This window comes from uncultured Limimaricola sp. (assembly GCF_964022235.1).
Taxonomy (GTDB): Bacteria; Pseudomonadota; Alphaproteobacteria; order Rhodobacterales; family Rhodobacteraceae; genus Limimaricola.
The window spans coordinates 111,742-129,891 of sequence record NZ_CAXHZL010000010.1; the positions used below are offsets into that span (position 1 = coordinate 111,742).

The following is an 18,150-nucleotide window of genomic DNA, read 5'->3' on the forward strand; positions in this document are numbered from 1 at the left end:
CCCATGTCGCTCAATCCCGATCCCGGCACCGCCGACCGCCTGCTCGCCGCGCAGGCTGCCGCCGAGGTCAAGGGCCGCTCGCTGTGGAAGGACGCGCGCCAGCGCTTCATGCGCAACCGCGCCGCCACCGCCGGTCTCGTGGCGCTCGTCGCGATCTGCATCTTCGCCTTCTTCGGCGGGTTTCTGGCGCAATACGAGCCCGACTACGTCGACTTCTCTCTGATCGGCTCGAACGCCTCGAAGGGCGTGCCGTCGCTGGAGACGGGCCACTACTTCGGCACCGACAGCTCGGGCCGCGATCTCTATGCGCGCACCGTGCAGGGCACGCGGATCTCGCTTCTGGTCGGCATCGTCGGCGCGGGCGTCGCGGTGATCGTCGGCACGCTCTATGGGGCCATCGCGGGCTACAGGGGTGGACGCACCGACGGCGCGATGATGCGCACGGTCGATATCCTGATGTCGGTGCCCTACATGTTCGTGCTGATCCTGATGCTGGTGATCTTCGGCCGCTCGATCCTGATGCTGTTCATCGGCATCGGCCTGATCTCATGGCTCGACATGTCGCGCATCGCGCGCGGCCAGACGCTGACCATCAAGGGCAAGGAGTTCGTCGAAGCCGCCCATGCCACCGGCGTCCGGCCCATGACGATCATCCTGCGCCACATCGTGCCGAACCTTCTCGGCCTCGTCATCGTCTATGCCACGCTGCTGGTGCCGCAGATGATCATCACCGAGAGCTTCATCAGCTTTCTGGGCCTCGGCATTCAGGAGCCGAACACCTCGCTCGGCGCGCTGATCTCGAACGGGGCCAGCAACATGCAGTACGGCGTGATCTGGCAGCTTGCCTTCCCGCTCTTCTTCTTCGTCATCACGCTCTTCGCCTTCTTCTTCGTCGGCGACGGGTTGCGTGACGCCCTCGATCCGAAAGACCGCTAATGGCCCTGCTGGACATCGAAGACCTCCGCGTCACCTTCACCACCGGCGACGGCGATGTGAACGCCGTCAACGGGGTGAGCTTCTCGATCGACGAGGGCGAGACCCTTGCCATCGTCGGCGAAAGCGGCTCGGGCAAGAGCCAGACCGCCTTTGCGGCGATGGGGCTTCTGGCGCGCAACGGGCGCGCCACGGGGCAGATCCGCTACGACGGGCGCAACCTGCTGGAGCTGAAGCAGAAGGAGCTGAACCGGGTGCGCTCCGAAGAGATCGGCATGATCTTTCAGGACCCGATGACCTCGCTCAACCCCTACATGCGGATCTCGGACCAGATGGCCGAGGTGCTGACCCTGCACAAGGGCATGACCAAGCGCGACGCGGTGGCCGAGGCCACCAAAATGCTCGACGCGGTGAAGATCCCTGACGCCAAGAACCGCATCACCATGTTCCCGCACGAGTTCTCGGGCGGGATGCGGCAGCGGATCATGATCGCCATGGCGCTCCTGTGCCAGCCGCGGCTCCTGATCGCCGACGAGCCGACCACAGCACTCGACGTGACGGTGCAGGCGCAGATCATGGAACTGATGGCCGAGATCCGGGCCGAGTTCGGCACCGCGATCATCCTGATCACCCATGATCTCGGGATCGTCGCCGACACCTGCGAACGCACGCTCGTCATGTATGGCGGCCAGATCATGGAGACCGGCCCGACCGACAAGCTGTTCGAGCGCCCGACCCATCCCTACACGCTGGGCCTGTTGCGCGCTGTGCCGCGCATCGACCGAGACGACGAGACGCTCTCGACCATCGCGGGCGAGCCGCCGGACATGTCGCGACTGCCCAAAGGCTGCCCCTTCACGCCGCGCTGCGCCTGGGCGCACGGGCCGTGTCCGACGCTGCGCCCCGAGCTGTTGCCCGCCGAAGGGTATCCAGCCATCCGGCGTGCCTGCCATGCCCCCGTAGAGGAGGTGAAGTGATGACCGATCCCAAGGACGAGAAGTTCACCAACGCCGCGGGGGCCGACGAGGCGGGCGACCCGATCCCGGCCGCCCCCCCGGCCTCCGGTACCCCCGTCGCGACCCCGCCGTCGCCCGAACCCGCCGGTGTGGCGCACAAGGCTGCGCCGGTCTCCAAGGACGACGGCCCGCATGGTCGCCCCGACCGGACCGGGCAGGTGGCCCATCCGATCCTGCGGGTCGAGGATCTGCGCGTCGCCTTCGACATCCGCCCGCGCGGTGCCTGGCCCTGGACCCCGTCGAAGAAGCTGCACGCCGTGGGCGGCATCAGCTTCGATCTGGCGCCGGGCGAATCCTTAGGCGTCGTGGGCGAAAGCGGCTCGGGCAAATCGACGCTGGCACGCGCCATCGTCGGCACGATCCCCTCGACCGGCGGCCGGATCGAGTTCGAGGGTCAGGACCTCGCCTCGATGTCCGAGCGCCAGCGCCGTGTGCACCGCAAGGACGTGCAGATGGTGTTCCAGGACCCGCTTGCCGCGCTCAACCCGCGCATGACCGTGGGCGACATCATCGCCGAGCCGCTGATCACCCACGAGCCCAAGACCCCGCGCAAGGAGGTCCGCCGCCGCGTGGCCGAGCTGATGGAGCGGGTGGGGCTTTTGCCGAACCTCGTGAACCGCTATCCGCACGAGTTCTCGGGCGGCCAGTGCCAGCGCATCGGCATCGCCCGCGCGCTGATCCTGCGCCCCAAGCTGCTGATCTGCGACGAACCGGTCTCGGCACTCGACGTCAGCGTACAGGCGCAGGTGGTGAACCTTCTGAAGGAACTGCAGCGCGACATGGGGCTCGCGATGATCTTCATCGCGCACGACCTGTCGGTCGTCAAACACGTCTCGGACCGGATCGTGGTGATGTATCTGGGCCGGGTGATGGAGGTGGCACGCTCCAAGCCGCTCGTGACCAACCCCGAGCATCCCTACACGCAGGCGCTCATCGCATCCGTGCCGATCCCCGACCCGGTGCTGGAGCGCGCGCGCAAGCGGCCCGTTCTGGGCGGTGAGCTGCCCTCGCCGATGAACCCGCCCTCGGGCTGCGTGTTCCGCACCCGCTGCCCCAAGGCGCATGCCGACTGCGCCCGAGGGCTGCCGCCGATGATCGACCTTCAGGGCGGCCATCTGGTGGCCTGTCCGTACCACGAAGAGCCCAGCGTGCTCGACGCGGCACGGCAGATGGTGGGCTGACACCTCGGGCGACTGGCCGGGGCATGCAACTGCGTTGGTCTGTTCAAGGAATGCTGGAGGGGGAGCGGTGCGCCGCTCCCCTTTTTCATGCCCGTTGGCGCACCGTCCGGGGGCAGGGAAAGTGGAACGCGGGCTCATTGGTCTCGTGCTTGTCCGGCGAAAGACCGCGTCAGCCGCGTGGATGCGCCATGTCCTAGTCGAGCCCCGCCCGCACCATCGGCCATTCGGCGGTGGTGTTGGAATAGTCCGCCGTGTCGCGCAGGCTGCCGTTTGCCATCAGCTGATGCGCGCGCAGCACCCCGTCAAGCTTGGCTCCGAGCCGTTCGATGGCGCGGCGGCTGCGGTGGTTCATCACATGGCTGCAGAATTCCACCGCGATGCAATCCAGATCCTCAAAGGCATGACCCAGCAGCATCCGCTTGCATTCGGTGTTGATTGGGCCGCGCTGGACCGAAGGCAGCTTAGAAGGTCGAGCCGATTTCAACCCGCCGGTGGGTGGCATCGATGTTCATGGAGGTGGTTATGCCGACGGCGCGGCCCGTGGCCCGGTTGATCACCGCGAAGGGCAGCACGCTGCCCGACCGCTGCAATTGGAGCCTGCGCGTGATCTCGGCGGGCACGGCGTCGGGGGCGGGGATCGTGGTGAATCACAAGCGGTGCAGATCGCCATCCGCCACGGCACGAACGAGGTCTTCGGCGTGCTCGGGTCGCAGAGGCTTTAGACTGGCGCGTCGGCGTCGAGCCGAACCTCCAGCGGCCAGACCGTTTTAGCCACCCAAAGCGGCCCGTGCCGCCGCGAGAAGCTGCGAAGGGTCGTAGGGCTTTTGCACGCAGCGATGCGTGGCAAAGCCGCCCGCGAGACCCGCCGCCGCATAGCCGGTCGCGAAAACGAAGGGAATGTCGCGCTGCGTCAGCCGTTCGGCCACCGGGTAGCTCGTCTCATTGCCGAGGTTCACATCGAGGATCGCCACGTCGAGATCGCCCTGATCGACGGCGTGCAAGGCGTCGCTGAGGCGCATCGCCACGGTGACGCTGCACCCGGCCTCGGTCAGCACGTCCTCGCCGAGCATCGCCACGAGGCTCTCGTCCTCGACCAGCAACACCCGCACACCATCGAGGCCGACCTCACCCATGCGCATAGTCCCTCTGGGGCTCGAGGGCCACGGGATCGGGCAGCTTGGGCAGCAGCATCTCGATCTTGCAGGTCAGGCCTTCGGGGGCGAACTGCACCTGCGCGCTGCCGCCGAACTCCATCGCCACCTGCCGCTCGATCAGGCGCAGGCCAAAGCCTTTGTGCGTGGGCTCGGTCACGGCGGGTCCGCCGGTTTCGCGCCATGAGAGGGAGAGGGCGGTGCGCTCGTCCTGCGTCTGAGTCGCGTCCCATTCAAGCGCGACATGCCCGCCTTCGCGGCTCAGCGCGCCGAATTTCTGCGCATTGGCGACCAGCTCGTGCAGCGCCATCGACAGGCTCACCGCCGCCTTGGGGTGGATGTCGATATTGGGGCCGGTCACCGAAATCCGATCGGTGGGCACCATGTCGACCGCCGCGTCGGCGACGACCCGCAGCGGCGCACGCGCCCATGCGGTTTCGGTGAGCACGTTATGGGCGCGCGACAGCGTGGTGAGGCGTCCCGAGAACCGCTCGAAGGTTTCGGCGTCGGTGCCCTTGAAGGTCTGCCACGCGATCGACTGCACCGTCGCCAGCGTGTTCTTGACCCGATGGTTCAGCTCGTTGACCAAGAGCTTCTGGCGCTCCTGCGCGCGCTTCTCCTCGGTGACGTCGCGCACTTCGATGATCGTGCCGATGGTCTGGCTTTCCTCGTCGCGGATCGGGCTGGCGGTAAAGCCCACGGCATAGAAATGCCCGTCGCGATGAACGAAGACCTCCTCGCCCTGCGTCTGGTTGTGCTCGGGAAAGGCGCGGTCGATCGCACATTCATGCAGCGGAAACGGGCTGCCGTCGGGATAGGTGTGGTGGATGATGTCATGCAACGGCCGGTCCAGCTCCATGACCTCATCGAGGGTCCAGCCGGTCAGAAGCTCGGCGGCGCGGTTCATGAAGACGCATTTCTGACGATCATCCATGAGGAAGATCGACACGGACGCGTTGTTGAGCACGGCTTGGAGCCGTCGTTGTGTGTCGTCGAGCGGGCGCGACTGAGAAGTGGGCATATGGTTCGTATCTCCGTCGAGAGCGCCGTCCGCGAGACCATGCCATTGGTCTTTGTGCGCGGCCAGCGGCCATTTCTCGACAATCTAGTGTTCGACGCGGGGCGGCAACACCGCCCACACGTCACGAGTGCAATTCAGCTTCCGACCATCCGACCCCAGAGGTCGTATTCGCCCGCCTCATCGACCTCGACGGTGAGCATGTCGCCGGGCTTGAGGATCTCGTGGCCCTCGTCGATGAACAGGTTGCCGTCGATCTCGGGCGCATCGGCCATGGTGCGGCAGGTCGCGGCCTCGGCATCGACCTCGTCGACGATGACCTGAAGGTGCTGGCCAACCTTGGCCTGCAGCTTAGCCTCGGAGATCGCCTGCGCCTTTTCCATGAAACGGTCCCAACGCTCCTGCTTGACCTCGGCGGGCACATGGTCGGGCAGGTCGTTTGATCGGGCGCCTGCGACGTTCTCGTATTGAAAGCAACCGACCCGGTCGAGCTGCGCTTCTTCGAGCCAGTCGAGCATGTAGTCGAACTCGGCCTCGGTCTCGCCGGGGTAGCCGACGATGAAGGTCGAACGCAGGGTGATGTCAGGCGCCATCGAGCGCCACGCCGCGATCTCGTCGAGCGTCTTGGCCGACGCTGCGGGCCGGGCCATGCGTTTCAGCACGTCCGGGTGGCCGTGCTGGAACGGGATGTCGAGATAGGGCAGCAGGCCCGAGGTCGGATCGGCCATCAGCGGTATCAGATCGCGCACATGCGGGTAGGGGTAGACGTAGTGCAGCCGCACCCAAGCCCCGAGCGAACCGAGATCGCGGGCCAGATCGGTGATATGGGCGCGGTGGCCGCGGTCCTCGGCGTGGCGGATGTCGAGGCCGTAGGCGCTGGTGTCTTGGCTGATCACCAGAAGCTCGCGCACCCCTGCCTCCACGAGCTTCTCGGCCTCGCGCATCACCGCATGGGCCGGGCGGGACTGCAGCCGTCCCCGCATGTCGGGGATGATGCAGAACTTGCACTTGTGGTTGCAGCCTTCGGAGATCTTCAGATAGCTGAAGTGCCGGGGCGTCAGGGAAATGCCGCGCGCGGGCAGCAGGTCCACGAAGGGATCGGGGCTGGGGGGCACCGCGCCATGCACCGCGTCGAGCACCTGCTCGTACTGATGCGGCCCAGTAACGGCGAGCACCTTGGGATGCGCGCCGGTGATATAGTCGGGCTCGGCCCCGAGGCAGCCGGTGACGATCACCTTGCCGTTCTCGTTGAGCGCCTCGCCGATCGCGTCGAGGCTCTCGGCCTTGGCGCTGTCAAGGAAGCCGCAGGTGTTCACGATCACCGCGTCGGCGCCTGCGTAGTCAGGCGAGATCGCATAGCCCTCGGCCCGAAGCCGCGTCAGGATGCGTTCGCTGTCGACCAGCGCCTTGGGGCAGCCGAGCGACACCATGCCGATGGTGGGCTGGCCGGGACGGGCGGCCTCGTTGAAACGCGCCTTCGGGGCGAGGTCGGGACGGAGATCGGGAGGATTCTGCATCCGCGCGATCTAATGCCTCTCAAGCGTTCTGGGAAGCCCTTCCGGCCTCGGCCCTGCGGATCGTGAACGACTTCCACACGAAGGCGGCGATGAAGATGAGCGTTAGCGCGAGGATGATCGTCGGCGCGGGCGCGCTGTCGATCCAGAAGCTGGCGTAGATGCCGCCCCATGTCGCCACCAGCGTCACCGCTACGGCGGTGCCGAGCATCGGCGCGAACCGCTTGGTGACGAGAAAGGCGATTGCACCGGGCGCGATCAGCAGGCCGATGGCGAGGATGATGCCGACCGCCGAGAGCGTGCTCACGATGGTCAGCGACAAAAGCGCCAGAAGCCCGTAGTGGAACAGCCCCACCGGCAGCCCCAAGGCGCGGGCATGTGCTGGATCGAAGGCATGCAGCATCAGGTCGCGCCAGCGCACCAGCAGCGCGAGGCTCACCAGCCCGCCGACGATGCCAGCGGTCCACAAGTCGGCCGCGTCAATGCCAAGCATGTTGCCGAAGAGGATGTGGTCGAGATGCACCTCGCTCTCGATCCAAGTGTAGAGCACGAGGCCGATACCGAACATGCCCGAGAAGACCACGCCCATCACCGTGTCCTGCTTGATCCGGCTGTGATCGGCGAGAAAGCCGGTGAGCAGCGCGCAGGACATGCCCGCGGCAAAGGCCCCGATTAGCAGCGGGATGTTGAGTATATAGGCCAGCACCACGCCGGGCAGCACCGCATGGCTCACCGCGTCGCCCATCAGCGACCAGCCCTTGAGCACCAGAAAACATGACAGCAGCGCGCAAGGCACGGCGATCAGCCCGCCGACGATGAAGGCGTCGCGCATGAAGTCGAGCTGGAAGGGAAGCAGAAGCTCGCTCATAGCGCCGCCCTCGCGCGAGCCCGCGCCGCGAGCCAGCCATGCTTGGGCGCGAAGACGAAGGTGAGAAGGAAGATCAGCGTCTGCAAGGTGATGATCACGCCGCCCGTCGCCCCGTCGAGGAAGAACGACAGGTAAGCCCCGGTAAAGCTTGTGACGCTCCCCAGCGCCACGGCGATGACGATGAGGCGTGGAAAACGGTCGGTGAGCAAGTAGGCCGTGGCGCCGGGCGTCACCACCATGGCGATGACGAGAAACGCTCCCACGGTCTGGAGGGCGGCGACGCAGGCCGCCGAGAGCAGCACGAAGAACACGAAGCGCAGCATGCCGGGGCGCAGGCCCACGGAGCGCGCATGCGTCTCGTCGAAGAAGGCGACCATCAGGTCCTTCCATTTCAGGAGCAGCACCACGAGGCAGACCGCGCCGATGATGGCAAGCTGCAGCGTGTCCTCCGGCGTAATGGCGAGGATGTTACCGAGGATGATGGTCTGTACGTCCACCGGCGTGGGCGAAACCGAGACCATGAACAGCCCCAGCCCGAAGAAGCCGGTGAAGATCAGGCCGATCACCGTGTCTTCCTTGAGCCCCGTGCGCTGGTTCAGGAACAGCATCGCCGCCGCCGCCAGCCCGCCCGAGAGGAACGCGCCCAGCGCGAAGGGCAGGCCCAGCATGTAGGCCCCCGCGACACCCGGCACGATGGAGTGCGAGAGCGCGTCGCCGATCAGCGACCAGCCCTTGAGCATCAGATAGGCCGAGAGAAAGGCGCAGACCGCACCCACGAGGGCCGAGACCCACATGGCGTTGAGCATGTAGCCGTAGGTGAACGGCAAGGTGAGCGTCTCGATCATCGCCCGCCGCCCCCCGAGCGTTGTTCGTCGTCGTAGAAGACCAGCGGGCGTTCGTCGTCCGAGAGGATCCGCAACTTGCGCGCGTCCTCGTCCTGATGCAGCTCTGCGCCGCCCAGCACGAAGTGCCGCAGCACACCGCCGAAGGCCTGTTCGAGGTTGGCCCGGGTGAAGACATCACGCGTCGGGCCGTGTGCGAGCACCGTGCCCTTCACAAGCACGGTGCGATCGCAGAACTCGGGCACCGAGCCGAGGTTGTGGGTCGAGACCAGCATCACCCGACCTTCATCGCGCAACTCGCGCAACAGACGAATGATCGCCTCTTCGGTCTGCACGTCGACGCCGGTGAACGGCTCGTCGAGCAGGATCACGCGACCGTCCTGTGCCAGCGCGCGCGCGAGAAAGACGCGCTTGCGCTGCCCGCCCGAGAGCTCACCGATCTGGCGGTGTCGGTACTCGGTCATGCCGACGCGCTCCAGCGCCGAAGTGACGGCGGCGCGGTCGGCCTCGCGCGGGCGGCGCAGGAACCCCATGCGCCCGTAGCGGCCCATCATCACCACGTCCTCGACCAGAACCGGAAAGGTCCAGTCGACCTCCTCGGCTTGCGGGACATAGGCGACGAGGCCGGATTTCAGCGCCGCTTTCACCGGCTGGGCCATAATCGAGATCGAGCCGCGCGACAGCGGCAAGAACCCCATGATCGCCTTGAACAGCGTGGACTTGCCCGCGCCGTTGACGCCGACCAGCGCCGAGATCGTGCCCACGGGCAGCGAAAAGCTCGCGTCGCGCAGCGCCGTGACGCCGTTGCGGTAGGAGACGGTGACGCCCTTGGCGGCGATGCCGGCGCCCGCGCCTGTCGCGTGTTCGGGAAAGGCGCGCGCGTCCATCAATGGCCTCCGTTCAAGCCGCGCGCGACGGTTTCGGTGGTGACGCGCAGCAGGTCGAGATAGCTCGGCACCGGCCCATCGGCCTCGGAGAGCGAATCGACATATAGCTCGCCGCCGTAAGCCGCGCCTGTTTCACGTGCGACCTGCTTGGCCGGGTCGGTGTTGACCGTGCTTTCGCAGAACACCGCCGGAATCTCGTGCTCGCGCACGCCGTCGATGACCTTTCGCACCTGCTGCGGCGTACCGGTGGCGTCGGCGTTGATCGGCCATAGATAGAGTTCGTTCAGCCCGAGGTCGCGGGCGAGATAGCTGAACGCGCCCTCGCAGGAGACCAGCCAGCGCCTTTCCTCCGGGACCTTCTCGATCTCGGCGCGCAGCGGCTCGATCATCGCGGCAATCTCGGCCTTGTAGGTCTCGGCATTGGCGGCATAGGTCTCGGCGTTCTCGGGATCGGCCTCGCTCAGCGCGTCACGAATGTTGTCGACGTAGATCGCGGCGTTGTCGGGGCTCATCCAGGCATGCGGGTTGGGCTTGCCGTCGTAGTCGCCGCCCGAGATCGAGATTGGCTCGATGCCCTCGGAGATCACGGCGGCGGGCCGGTCGCCCGCGTTGTCGAGGAACTGCGCGAACCACAGCTCGAGGTTCAGCCCGTTCCACAGCACCAGATCGGCGTCACGCACGCCGAGGATGTCGCGTGGGGTGGGCTGGTAGTTGTGGATCTCCGCGCCGGGCTTGGTGATCGACACCACCTCGGCCGCATCACCAGCGACATTGGCCACCATGTCGGCGATCACGGTGAAGCTCGTCGCCACCTTGATCTTTTCGGCGGCGACGGCGGGCAAGGCGAAAACCGACAGGCCGAAGGCAAGAAGGGGCAGGGGGCGCATGGGATCTCCATCAATTGAACCGTCGCAGCCCAGAAGATGCGAACCATTCGCAGGAAGTCAACTGGATTGAGAATAATTCGCAACTGGGGCTTCGGAGAGCTTGGCAAACGGGGCCGCGTCGGGCCGGTTTTCAGAGCAGGTCTGGCGCGTCTTCGAATATTCCTTAGTGATTTCAGTGATCAAGCTTATCGGCGAATGGCCGCGCAGATACTTAGTGTATGAGCTAAGTGTTTTCTTGCCAGATCTCCTATTGAGGCGCATACTTAGTCTCATGGCTAAGTATGATACCAACCTTGATCTGTGTTTCACGGCGCTGGGCGACCCGACCCGACGGCGCATCCTGAGCCGTCTGGCACGGGGCCGAGCCAGCGTCGGCGAGCTTGCCGCGCCGCATGACATGTCGTTGCCCTCGCTGATGGCGCATCTGAAAAAGCTGGAGGAGGCGGGGCTCATCACCTCCACCAAGGAGGGGCGGGTCCGGGTCTGCGAGCTGGCCCCGGATGCATTTATGCCGGTGCAAGGCTGGCTCAGCGAACAAAAGGCGATCTGGGCCGGCAGGCTCGACCGGCTCGACGATTACGTCACCAACCTCATGAAGGAGAAGACCCGATGATCCTCGATCCCCGCACCGACCTGACCTTCACCCGCAAGCTCAAAGCCCCGCGCGATCTTCTCTGGGAGTGCTGGACCACGCCCGAACACATCCGGCAGTTCTATGTCCCCAAGCCGCATTCGGTCACGGGCTGTGAGATCGACCTGCGGGTGGGCGGCAGGTTCAACACCACCTTCGACGTCGAGGGCAATGAGATGAAGAGCGAGGGTGTCTTCCTCGAGGTGATCGAAGGCCGCAAGCTTGTGTTCACCGACGCCTATAGCGAGGGCTGGAAGCCCGCCGCCGACCCTTTCATGACCGCGATCATCGAGTTCGAGGACGACGGGCAGGGCGGCACGACCTACACCGCCACCGCGCGCCACCGCTCCGAAGAGTCCCGCCAGACCCACGAGGACATGGGCTTCTTCGGGGGCTGGACCACTGTGGCCGAGCAACTCGAGGCCTACGCACAATCGCTGATGGCGCGGGCCTGATCCAACAGTTGTGTCGAGCACGCAAAAGGGCCGTCCCTGAAGGGCGGCCCTTTTGCGTTTCCTTGTGCAAATCGGGGTGATCGAGTCGACGAGAAACGCTGCTGGCGAAAAATATGGACTGCGTGGAGCGATGGGAGGCAGATGTCCGCTGTCCAGTTAAAGGGGGGTTCACTTGGGTGCGTTACGAAAATTAAACCAGTGGAAAGACGACTACAGCAGACTGCGCCCGGGCCGAGGCGCGTTCAGAAACCGCGGGCTCTATATGAACTGCGAAGTTCCTATGCCCTCTCGTTATCGGCCTCGTTCCTGCTTTGCCGCTCATTGTGGTCACTGGGATCGAAATCATTCGGGTCGAACGAATCCTCGTCCTCCGAAATTCCGGTCACATAGGTCGTCCCGGTTTCCTTGTCGTAGGCGAGGCCATAGCTTGCCCGGCCTTCTGATTTGTAGCGGCGGTACTCGTGGATGCCCGCATAGATGAGGACCACCGTGATCGGCAATAGAATGACGGCGGCGACTAGGTTGGCTTCCATTGAAACACTCCTCCGGGGGGCTGTTCGGTGATGTGGCTGCACCTGGTCAACGCGCACGGCGTGCTGTGGTGCCCATGACACTGGGCCGTTGCGTTGGTCTTGGGCTTTCGTTTTGCCTTGGCGTCCCGATTGGCGTCGTGGATGGGCCTGCCGAGACGTTCCTGTTCAGATCGAGTTGCGGGATACCGCCAAGTGGATGGCCCTGACATCTCGCAATCGGTGGATGGGGGCCGAGGGGGCGCGCTTCGCTTCCCGATGAAATCCGCGTAGCGCGGATCCCGCTTGCAATGCCATCCAGGTTTCCGGGCCACCCCAGGTAAGGATGACAGGTATCGAAGGTGTCGAGGCATTGAAATTGGCGGAGCGGTCATGGCCGCATCAGGCCTCGTCTTCGCGCGCTCGCCCGTCTGCCCGTCTGCACTGCGAAATGCAAAGGGCCGCCCCTCGGGAGCGGCCCTTTTTTATGTCCGGCGCTGGCGCCTCAGCGGCGGCGGTCGCGGCGCGAGGACATCGGCTGGAAGGCGACGCCGACATGGGCCTCGCAATAGGGTTTGCCCGACTGGGTCGGCAGGCCGCAGAACCAGAAGTTGTCGGTCGCGGGATCGCCCACCGGCCACTTGCAGGTCTTTTCGGTCAGCTCCATCAGCGTCAACTTCTTGGCACCCTTCTCGATCTCGGAGACCTTGGCGAGCGCCTCGGGACTGATCTCGTTGGCCGAGGGTTGCGGCGGCAGCGGCTGACCGGCGGGGATGATGGCGCGGCGCGCGGCGCTCATCGGGATCGGCGCGTCGTCATCATCTTCTTCGGCGGCCTTGGGCGCGGGTTTGGCCTGCGGGGCGGGCGCGGGCTCTGGGCGCGCGGCCGAAGGCTGCGCGGGCGCGGAGGGCGCCGCCTGCGGTGCGGCCGGGGCGGGCTGCGGGGCCACGCCGGTGCGGTTCGACAGGCCCAGGCGGTGGACCTTGCCGATCACCGCGTTGCGCGTCACGCCGCCGAGTTCCTTGGCGATCTGGCTCGCCGACTGGCCCTCGTTCCACATTTTCTTGAGCGTTTCGACGCGCTCGTCGGTCCAGGACATGCAATGCCTCCGATCGGTTGGGCGGTGGCCCGCCGTTTCAGTTGCGACGTGCCGATTTACACAGTCCCGTCGGGCAGTTCAACCCGCACCGCGCGTCGCGGTGCATATGTTGCGGCCCCCGCCAGCCTTGCCACCGCGCGCATGACGGCTACAACCCCGATCTCAGGAGGCGCGCATATGAGCATCGACACCGACCAGGGAATCCGCCGTTTCGGCCGGTTCAACACATTGGGCACCGCCACGCTCGCAAGCCGCGAGACCCGCCGCTTTCTCAACGTCTGGGCGCAGACGGTGATGGCGCCGCTGATCAACGCCGCCCTGTTCCTGCTGATCTTCACCATTGCCATCGGGCCGCAGAGGGGCAACGTGATGGGCGTGCCCTTCCTGCATTTCCTCGCCCCCGGCCTGCTGATGATGACGGTGATCCAGCAGGCCTTCGCCAACACATCCTCGTCGCTGGCCTCGGCCAAGGTGCAGGGCAACATCGTCGACACGCTGATGGCGCCGCTGTCTCCGGCAGAGGTTCTGGCAGGTTACGTCGCGGGATCGGTGGCGCGCGGGCTGATCGTCGCGGTGGTCATCACCATCGGTGTCTGGCTGTTTCTGGGCGTCGGGCTGGCGCATCCGGTCTGGGCGCTGACCTACTGGGTGCTGGGCTCGATCTTCATGGGCTCCCTCGGGCTGATCGCGGGGATCTACGCACAGAAGTTCGACCAGCTCGCCGCGATCACCAATTTTCTCGTGACGCCGCTCGCCTTCCTGTCGGGCACCTTCTACTCGATCGACGCGCTGCCAGGCTTCATGCAGGTGATGAGCCACGCGAACCCGTTCTTCTACCTGATCGACGGGGCGCGCTACGGCATGATCGGCGTGTCCGACAGTTCGCCGGTGCTGGGCCTGGGTGTGGCGCTGATCTCCTGCGTGGTGGTGGTCGGTCTCGCCTGGACCTGGCTGCGAAAGGGCTACAGGCTCAAGCCGTGAGCCTCTTGCGCGACGCCGTCCCCGCCGATTTCGAGCGCCTCGCCGTCGGCCTGCCGCCGCAGGGGCTGATGCTGCCCGAGACGGGGCTGGTGTCGGTGCCCGAGGCCATGCTGATCGCGCGACATTGCGAAGAACTGCGCGCGCATCAGGGCTGGGGCGCCTGCCTGATCGTCGAGGGCGATCTCATGGTCGGCTTCGTGGTGCCCAAGTGCGCGGATGCGGGTGGTCATGCCGAGTTCGGCTATGCCGTCTCGCCCGGTCAGCGCGGGCGCGGATTGGCGGGGGCGGCGGTCGCGGCCTTCGTGGCGCGCGCGACCGAGGAGGGTCTGGGCGCGCTTCTGGCCGAGACGGACCCCGGCAACGCGGGCTCGATCCGGGTGCTGGAGCGCAACCTCTTCACCCCGGTGCCGCCCACCCGCGAAGGTCGGCTGCGCTGGCGGCGCTACCTGCGGCGGTAGAGCCAGAGGGTCAGAGGCGCGAGGAGCAGCGTCAGCAATGCAGGCCCCAATAGCGCCAATCCGATGTCGCGCACCGTCGCCGTGCCTGCCATCAGCGCGCGCAGCGCCGTGGTCATGAGCGACACCGGATTGACCGCGACGAAGGCCTGCAGCCAGCCGGGCATGGTGACGGGATCGACCATAATGTTCGAGGCGAAGGTCACCGGGAACAGCACCGCGAAGCCCAGCGTCATCACCGTCATCGGCGTGCGCACCACGAGGCCGATCACGATGAAGATCCAGCCCCAGCCAAAGCCGATCGCCAGCAGCAGCGCGAAGGAGGCGAGGATGCCCGCAAGACCGGCTTCGGGGCGATAACCCAAGGCCAGACCGATCCCGAGGATGATCGAGCCCGCGATGGAGTGGCGCAGCATGTCGCCCACCATCAGCCCGGCAAAAGGCGCCAGCGACCAGATCGGCAAGCTGCGAAACCGGTCGAACAGCCCCTTCGACAGGTCGGTCGACAGCCCCATGCCGGAATAGACCGTGTTGAATACCGTGGTCTGCACGAGGATGCCGGGGATGAACCACTGCAGATAGGCGGTGGACGAGCCCGCCAGCGCACCGCCGAAGATGAAGGTGAAGAGCAGGGTAAACATGATCGGCGTCATGACGAGGTCGAAGAGCTGCTCGGGTACATGGCGAAACTTCAGCACCGCGCGCCATGCAAAAGTGAGCGCCGTCGAGGCGGGCGAGGGGGCGGCGGGGCGCGGCCCGCGAGGCAGGGGAATGCTCACGTCGCCTCCCGGCCCGTCAGGGCAAAGAACACCTCCTCCAGGCTCGGCGCGCCGAGCGAGAACTCCGATAGTCGGATATGCGCCTCAGTCAGCCGCGCCAGATGCGCCGCGGCCTCGGCATCGTCGGTTACAGGAACGGAAAGCCGCCCGCCCTCGGGATCAGCCTGCGCGGTCTCGCCCAAGATGCCCAGTGCGATGTCGCGATTGCCGGGATCGAGCGGGGTGACATGCAGCACGCCGGAGCCGGTCTGCGCCTTGAGCTCGCGGCTGGTGCCTTCAGCGATCTTGCGGCCCTTGTCGATCACCGCGATGCGGCCCGCGAGTTGGTCGGCTTCTTCGAGATACTGGGTGGTGAGCAGGATCGTCACGCCTTCGGAGGCGAGGCCCCGGATCAGCCGCCAGACACCGGCGCGCGCCGAAGGGTCGAGACCCGTGGTCGGTTCGTCGAGGAACAGCACGCCGGGGCTGACGATCAGGGAGGCTGCGATGTCGAGTCGGCGGCGCATGCCGCCCGAGTAGTCCTTGACCTGCTTTCTGGCCGCCTCCACGAGGTCGAAGGCTTCCAGCAGCGCATCGGCCCGCGCGCGCGCCGCGCGCCAGCCAAAGCCCCAAAGCCGCGACAGCATCACGAGATTCTCGCGACCCGTGAGGTCTTCGTCGAGCGAGGCGAATTGCCCGGTCATGGCGATGGCGGCGCGCACCTGTTCGGGGTGACGTGCGAGATCGTGACCCATGACCTGCGCCTCGCCTGCATCGGCGCGGGTGAGCGTGGCGAGAATGCGCAGCAGCGTTGTCTTGCCCGCGCCATTGGGGCCGAGAATGGCGAATATCATGCCACGCGGCACGTCGAGATCAATGCCGTCCACCGCCCGAAGATCGCCGAAGCTGCGGCGCAGCCCGCGCGCGCGGATTGCCAGATCACCCTGCATGCCGTCCCTCCATCGTCTTTCGAAAAAGGCTAGCATGGCGCAGGCCATGTGCTGCGGTTTTCCTCTTTTCGTCCGCGCATTCCTCGCCTAACGTCGCGCCCATGACGCAGATCGCCGCCTTCGCCGCCTCTCGACGCCGACGCTGAAGCCCTCCGGGCTTTGCGACGCGGCCGCTTTTGCGTCTTCCTTCCCAAGCGACAATTGACTCGCCCCTGCCGCTGCGGCACCAACGGGGCCTCTTACAGGACCATTGCCATGATCCCCTCGATCCTGCCGACCTACAACCGCGCGCCGCTTTCCTTTGTAAAGGGCGAGGGCGTCTGGCTGCAGACCGAGGACGGGCGGCGATTTCTCGATCTGGGCGCGGGCATCGCGGTCAACGCGCTAGGTCACGCCAACCCCGATCTCGTCGATGCGCTGACCACTCAGGCGAACGCGCTGTGGCATGTCTCGAACCTCTACCAGATCCCGGCGCAGCAAAAGCTTGCCGATGCTTTGGTCGAGCACAGCTTCGCCGACACCTGTTTCTTCACCAACTCGGGCACCGAGGCGATGGAGCTGGCGGTGAAGATGGCCCGGAAATACTGGCACGATCGGGGCCAGCCCGAGCGGACCCGCATCCTGACCTTCGAGGGTGCCTTTCACGGCCGCTCATCGGCGGCGATCGCCGCCGTCGGCACCGAGAAGATGACCAAAGGCTTCGGACCCCTGCTGCCGGGCTTCACGCAGCTGCCTTGGGGCGATCACGACGCACTGCGCGAAGCGGCGGCACAGCCGGATGTCGGCGCGATCCTGATCGAGCCAGTGCAGGGCGAGGGCGGCATTCGTCCGGTTCCCGATCAATGCCTCAAGGGCCTGCGCGATTTGTGCGACGACATCGGCGCGCTCTTGATCTTCGACGAGGTGCAATGCGGCATGGGCCGGACCGGCAAGCTCTTTGCCCATGAATGGGCGGGCGTCACCCCGGACATCATGATGGTCGCCAAGGGCATCGGTGGCGGCTTTCCCTTGGGCGCGGTGCTGGCGACCGAAGCCGCGGCGGCGGCTATGGTGGCGGGCACGCATGGTTCGACCTATGGCGGCAACCCGCTGGCCTGCGCGGTGGGCGCGAAGGTGGTGGAGATCGTCGCCGACGAGGGGTTCCTCGACGGGGTGCGGGCGCGGTCGGGGCGGCTGCGCCAAGGGCTCGAGGGTCTGGTTGCCAGCCACCCGGAGGTGTTCGAGGGGGTGCGCGGCGCGGGGCTGATGCTGGGCCTCAAATGCAAGGCAGCGCCCGGCGATGTGGTGCAGGCGGGCTATGCCGAGGAGGTCCTGACCGTGCCCGCCGCCGACAACGTGGTGCGGCTGCTGCCGCCCTTGAACATCACCGAGGCCGAGATCGACGAGGCGCTGTCCCGGCTTGACCGGGCGGCGGCGCGGATCGGGTCCGATGCCGGGTAACTACCGCTTCAGGCCGCTGGTCGCTTCCGACCGGCGGCTGTTCGACCGCTGGCTGGCGGAGCCGCATATCGGCGGCTGGTGGGGCGACGCGGCCAGCGAATGGGCCGAGATCACCCGCGACTGGGCCGAGGGCAACACCGGCACCGACATGCGCATCGTCGAGCAGGACGGGCATCCCTTTGCCTATGTGCAGGACTACGAGGCGCATTTCTACGACATGCCGCATTACGCGCATCTGCCCAAAGGCGCGCGGGGCATGGACGCCTTCCTCGGCGACCCGGCGTTTCTGGGAAAGGGCCACGGCGCGGCCTTCCTGCGTGCGCGGGCGCTGCAATTGATCGCCGCGGGCGCGCCTCTCGTCGCGGTCGATCCCTCGCCCGACAATGCCCGCGCCATCGCCGCCTATCTGCGCGCGGGCTTTACAGGCGACGCCGTGATGCCCTGCGAGGACGGCTCGCCGATCCGGCTGATGACGCTGGAGCGGGCATGAGATTACCATTCACCAATGACACGGGAGGAGGTCGCGACCGCGACGCCGGGCAGCGCCCGCCTTTCGACACCAGACCGAAGAGACA

Annotated in this window: 22 protein-coding genes; 9 read left to right on the forward strand and 13 right to left on the reverse strand. The window is 66.2% G+C overall.

What is annotated here, in order from left to right:
• Positions 1-3 precede the first annotated feature (3 nt).
• The 3 genes from AADJ02_RS13290 to AADJ02_RS13300 are packed head-to-tail and all read left to right on the forward strand — an operon-like array spanning position 4 to position 3,130.
• The gene (locus AADJ02_RS13290; protein WP_341213493.1) at positions 4-936 is read left to right on the forward strand and encodes an ABC transporter permease subunit; all 933 of its coding nucleotides are present in this window, start codon (positions 4-6) and stop codon (positions 934-936) included.
• Entirely contained in the window at positions 936-1,910 is a 975-nt protein-coding gene (locus AADJ02_RS13295) for an oligopeptide/dipeptide ABC transporter ATP-binding protein (protein ID WP_341213494.1), read from the forward strand. Before AADJ02_RS13290 ends, AADJ02_RS13295 begins: the two co-directional genes overlap by 1 nt.
• Entirely contained in the window at positions 1,910-3,130 is a 1,221-nt protein-coding gene (locus tag AADJ02_RS13300) for an oligopeptide/dipeptide ABC transporter ATP-binding protein (RefSeq protein ID WP_341213495.1), read from the forward strand. Before AADJ02_RS13295 ends, AADJ02_RS13300 begins: the two co-directional genes overlap by 1 nt.
• A 193-nt stretch (positions 3,131-3,323) precedes the next feature.
• Here AADJ02_RS13300 and AADJ02_RS13305 read toward each other — a convergent pair whose 3' ends face one another.
• The 9 genes from AADJ02_RS13305 to AADJ02_RS13345 form a co-directional block, all read right to left on the reverse strand.
• Complete coding sequence (locus AADJ02_RS13305) at positions 3,324-3,545, reverse strand: GNAT family protein (RefSeq protein WP_341213496.1); 222 nt, start codon at positions 3,543-3,545, stop codon at positions 3,324-3,326.
• Positions 3,546-3,591: 46 nt separating this feature from the next.
• On the reverse strand, positions 3,592-3,750 hold the full coding sequence (locus AADJ02_RS13310) for a hypothetical protein (RefSeq protein WP_341213497.1): 159 nt from the start codon (positions 3,748-3,750) through the stop codon (positions 3,592-3,594).
• Positions 3,751-3,897: 147 nt separating this feature from the next.
• Entirely contained in the window at positions 3,898-4,263 is a 366-nt protein-coding gene (locus tag AADJ02_RS13315) for a response regulator (protein WP_341213498.1), read from the reverse strand.
• Positions 4,256-5,302 carry an HWE histidine kinase domain-containing protein gene (locus AADJ02_RS13320; RefSeq protein WP_341213499.1) on the reverse strand — a complete coding sequence of 349 codons (1,047 nt, stop codon included), beginning with the start codon at positions 5,300-5,302 and terminating at the stop codon, positions 4,256-4,258. The genes AADJ02_RS13315 and AADJ02_RS13320 overlap by 8 nt, the downstream gene beginning before the upstream one ends.
• A gap of 134 nt (positions 5,303-5,436) precedes the next feature.
• Positions 5,437-6,816, reverse strand: coding sequence for a 30S ribosomal protein S12 methylthiotransferase RimO (gene rimO / locus AADJ02_RS13325; protein ID WP_341213500.1), 1,380 nt, complete (start codon positions 6,814-6,816; stop codon positions 5,437-5,439).
• 19 nt (positions 6,817-6,835) lie between these two features.
• Positions 6,836-7,681: a metal ABC transporter permease gene (locus AADJ02_RS13330; RefSeq protein ID WP_341213501.1), complete on the reverse strand. Its 846-nt coding sequence runs from the start codon at positions 7,679-7,681 to the stop codon at positions 6,836-6,838.
• The gene (locus AADJ02_RS13335) at positions 7,678-8,526 is read right to left on the reverse strand and encodes a metal ABC transporter permease (protein WP_341213502.1); all 849 of its coding nucleotides are present in this window, start codon (positions 8,524-8,526) and stop codon (positions 7,678-7,680) included. The genes AADJ02_RS13330 and AADJ02_RS13335 overlap by 4 nt, the downstream gene beginning before the upstream one ends.
• Complete coding sequence (locus AADJ02_RS13340) at positions 8,523-9,410, reverse strand: manganese/iron ABC transporter ATP-binding protein (RefSeq protein ID WP_341213503.1); 888 nt, start codon at positions 9,408-9,410, stop codon at positions 8,523-8,525. The genes AADJ02_RS13335 and AADJ02_RS13340 overlap by 4 nt, the downstream gene beginning before the upstream one ends.
• Positions 9,410-10,297, reverse strand: coding sequence for a metal ABC transporter substrate-binding protein (locus tag AADJ02_RS13345; protein WP_341213504.1), 888 nt, complete (start codon positions 10,295-10,297; stop codon positions 9,410-9,412). Before AADJ02_RS13345 ends, AADJ02_RS13340 begins: the two co-directional genes overlap by 1 nt.
• Positions 10,298-10,568: 271 nt before the next feature.
• Between AADJ02_RS13345 and AADJ02_RS13350 the strand changes: the two genes are divergently transcribed.
• Both AADJ02_RS13350 and AADJ02_RS13355 read left to right on the forward strand, forming a co-directional pair.
• Positions 10,569-10,910, forward strand: a complete 342-nt coding sequence (locus AADJ02_RS13350; protein ID WP_341213505.1) for a metalloregulator ArsR/SmtB family transcription factor — start codon at positions 10,569-10,571, stop codon at positions 10,908-10,910.
• Positions 10,907-11,383 carry an SRPBCC family protein gene (locus AADJ02_RS13355; protein WP_341213506.1) on the forward strand — a complete coding sequence of 159 codons (477 nt, stop codon included), beginning with the start codon at positions 10,907-10,909 and terminating at the stop codon, positions 11,381-11,383. The genes AADJ02_RS13350 and AADJ02_RS13355 overlap by 4 nt, the downstream gene beginning before the upstream one ends.
• Positions 11,384-11,661: 278 nt before the next feature.
• Here the strand turns inward: AADJ02_RS13355 and AADJ02_RS13360 are convergent, their stop codons facing one another.
• A complete protein-coding gene (locus tag AADJ02_RS13360; RefSeq protein WP_341213507.1) occupies positions 11,662-11,916 on the reverse strand; it encodes a hypothetical protein in 255 nt (84 codons plus the stop codon).
• Between the two features lie 481 nt (positions 11,917-12,397).
• Positions 12,398-12,991 carry a GcrA family cell cycle regulator gene (locus AADJ02_RS13365; protein ID WP_341213508.1) on the reverse strand — a complete coding sequence of 198 codons (594 nt, stop codon included), beginning with the start codon at positions 12,989-12,991 and terminating at the stop codon, positions 12,398-12,400.
• Positions 12,992-13,168: 177 nt separating this feature from the next.
• On the opposite strand from AADJ02_RS13365, the gene AADJ02_RS13370 reads away from it, so the two are divergent.
• Together AADJ02_RS13370 and AADJ02_RS13375 are read left to right on the forward strand one after the other, a co-directional pair.
• Complete coding sequence (locus AADJ02_RS13370; RefSeq protein WP_341213509.1) at positions 13,169-13,972, forward strand: ABC transporter permease; 804 nt, start codon at positions 13,169-13,171, stop codon at positions 13,970-13,972.
• Positions 13,969-14,430, forward strand: a complete 462-nt coding sequence (locus AADJ02_RS13375) for a GNAT family protein (protein ID WP_341213510.1) — start codon at positions 13,969-13,971, stop codon at positions 14,428-14,430. The genes AADJ02_RS13370 and AADJ02_RS13375 overlap by 4 nt, the downstream gene beginning before the upstream one ends.
• Here the strand turns inward: AADJ02_RS13375 and AADJ02_RS13380 are convergent.
• Both AADJ02_RS13380 and AADJ02_RS13385 read right to left on the reverse strand, forming a co-directional pair.
• Positions 14,415-15,206, reverse strand: coding sequence for an ABC transporter permease (locus AADJ02_RS13380; protein ID WP_341213511.1), 792 nt, complete (start codon positions 15,204-15,206; stop codon positions 14,415-14,417). The two genes, AADJ02_RS13375 and AADJ02_RS13380, sit on opposite strands and share 16 nt — an antisense overlap.
• A complete protein-coding gene (locus tag AADJ02_RS13385) occupies positions 15,203-16,135 on the reverse strand; it encodes an ATP-binding cassette domain-containing protein (protein ID WP_341213512.1) in 933 nt (310 codons plus the stop codon). Before AADJ02_RS13385 ends, AADJ02_RS13380 begins: the two co-directional genes overlap by 4 nt.
• A 255-nt stretch (positions 16,136-16,390) precedes the next feature.
• Between AADJ02_RS13385 and AADJ02_RS13390 the strand changes: the two genes are divergently transcribed.
• Entirely contained in the window at positions 16,391-17,575 is a 1,185-nt protein-coding gene (locus tag AADJ02_RS13390; RefSeq protein ID WP_341213513.1) for an aspartate aminotransferase family protein, read from the forward strand.
• Positions 17,565-18,065, forward strand: coding sequence for a GNAT family N-acetyltransferase (locus AADJ02_RS13395; protein WP_341213514.1), 501 nt, complete (start codon positions 17,565-17,567; stop codon positions 18,063-18,065). The genes AADJ02_RS13390 and AADJ02_RS13395 overlap by 11 nt, the downstream gene beginning before the upstream one ends.
• The last annotated feature ends 85 nt before the right edge of the window (positions 18,066-18,150 follow it).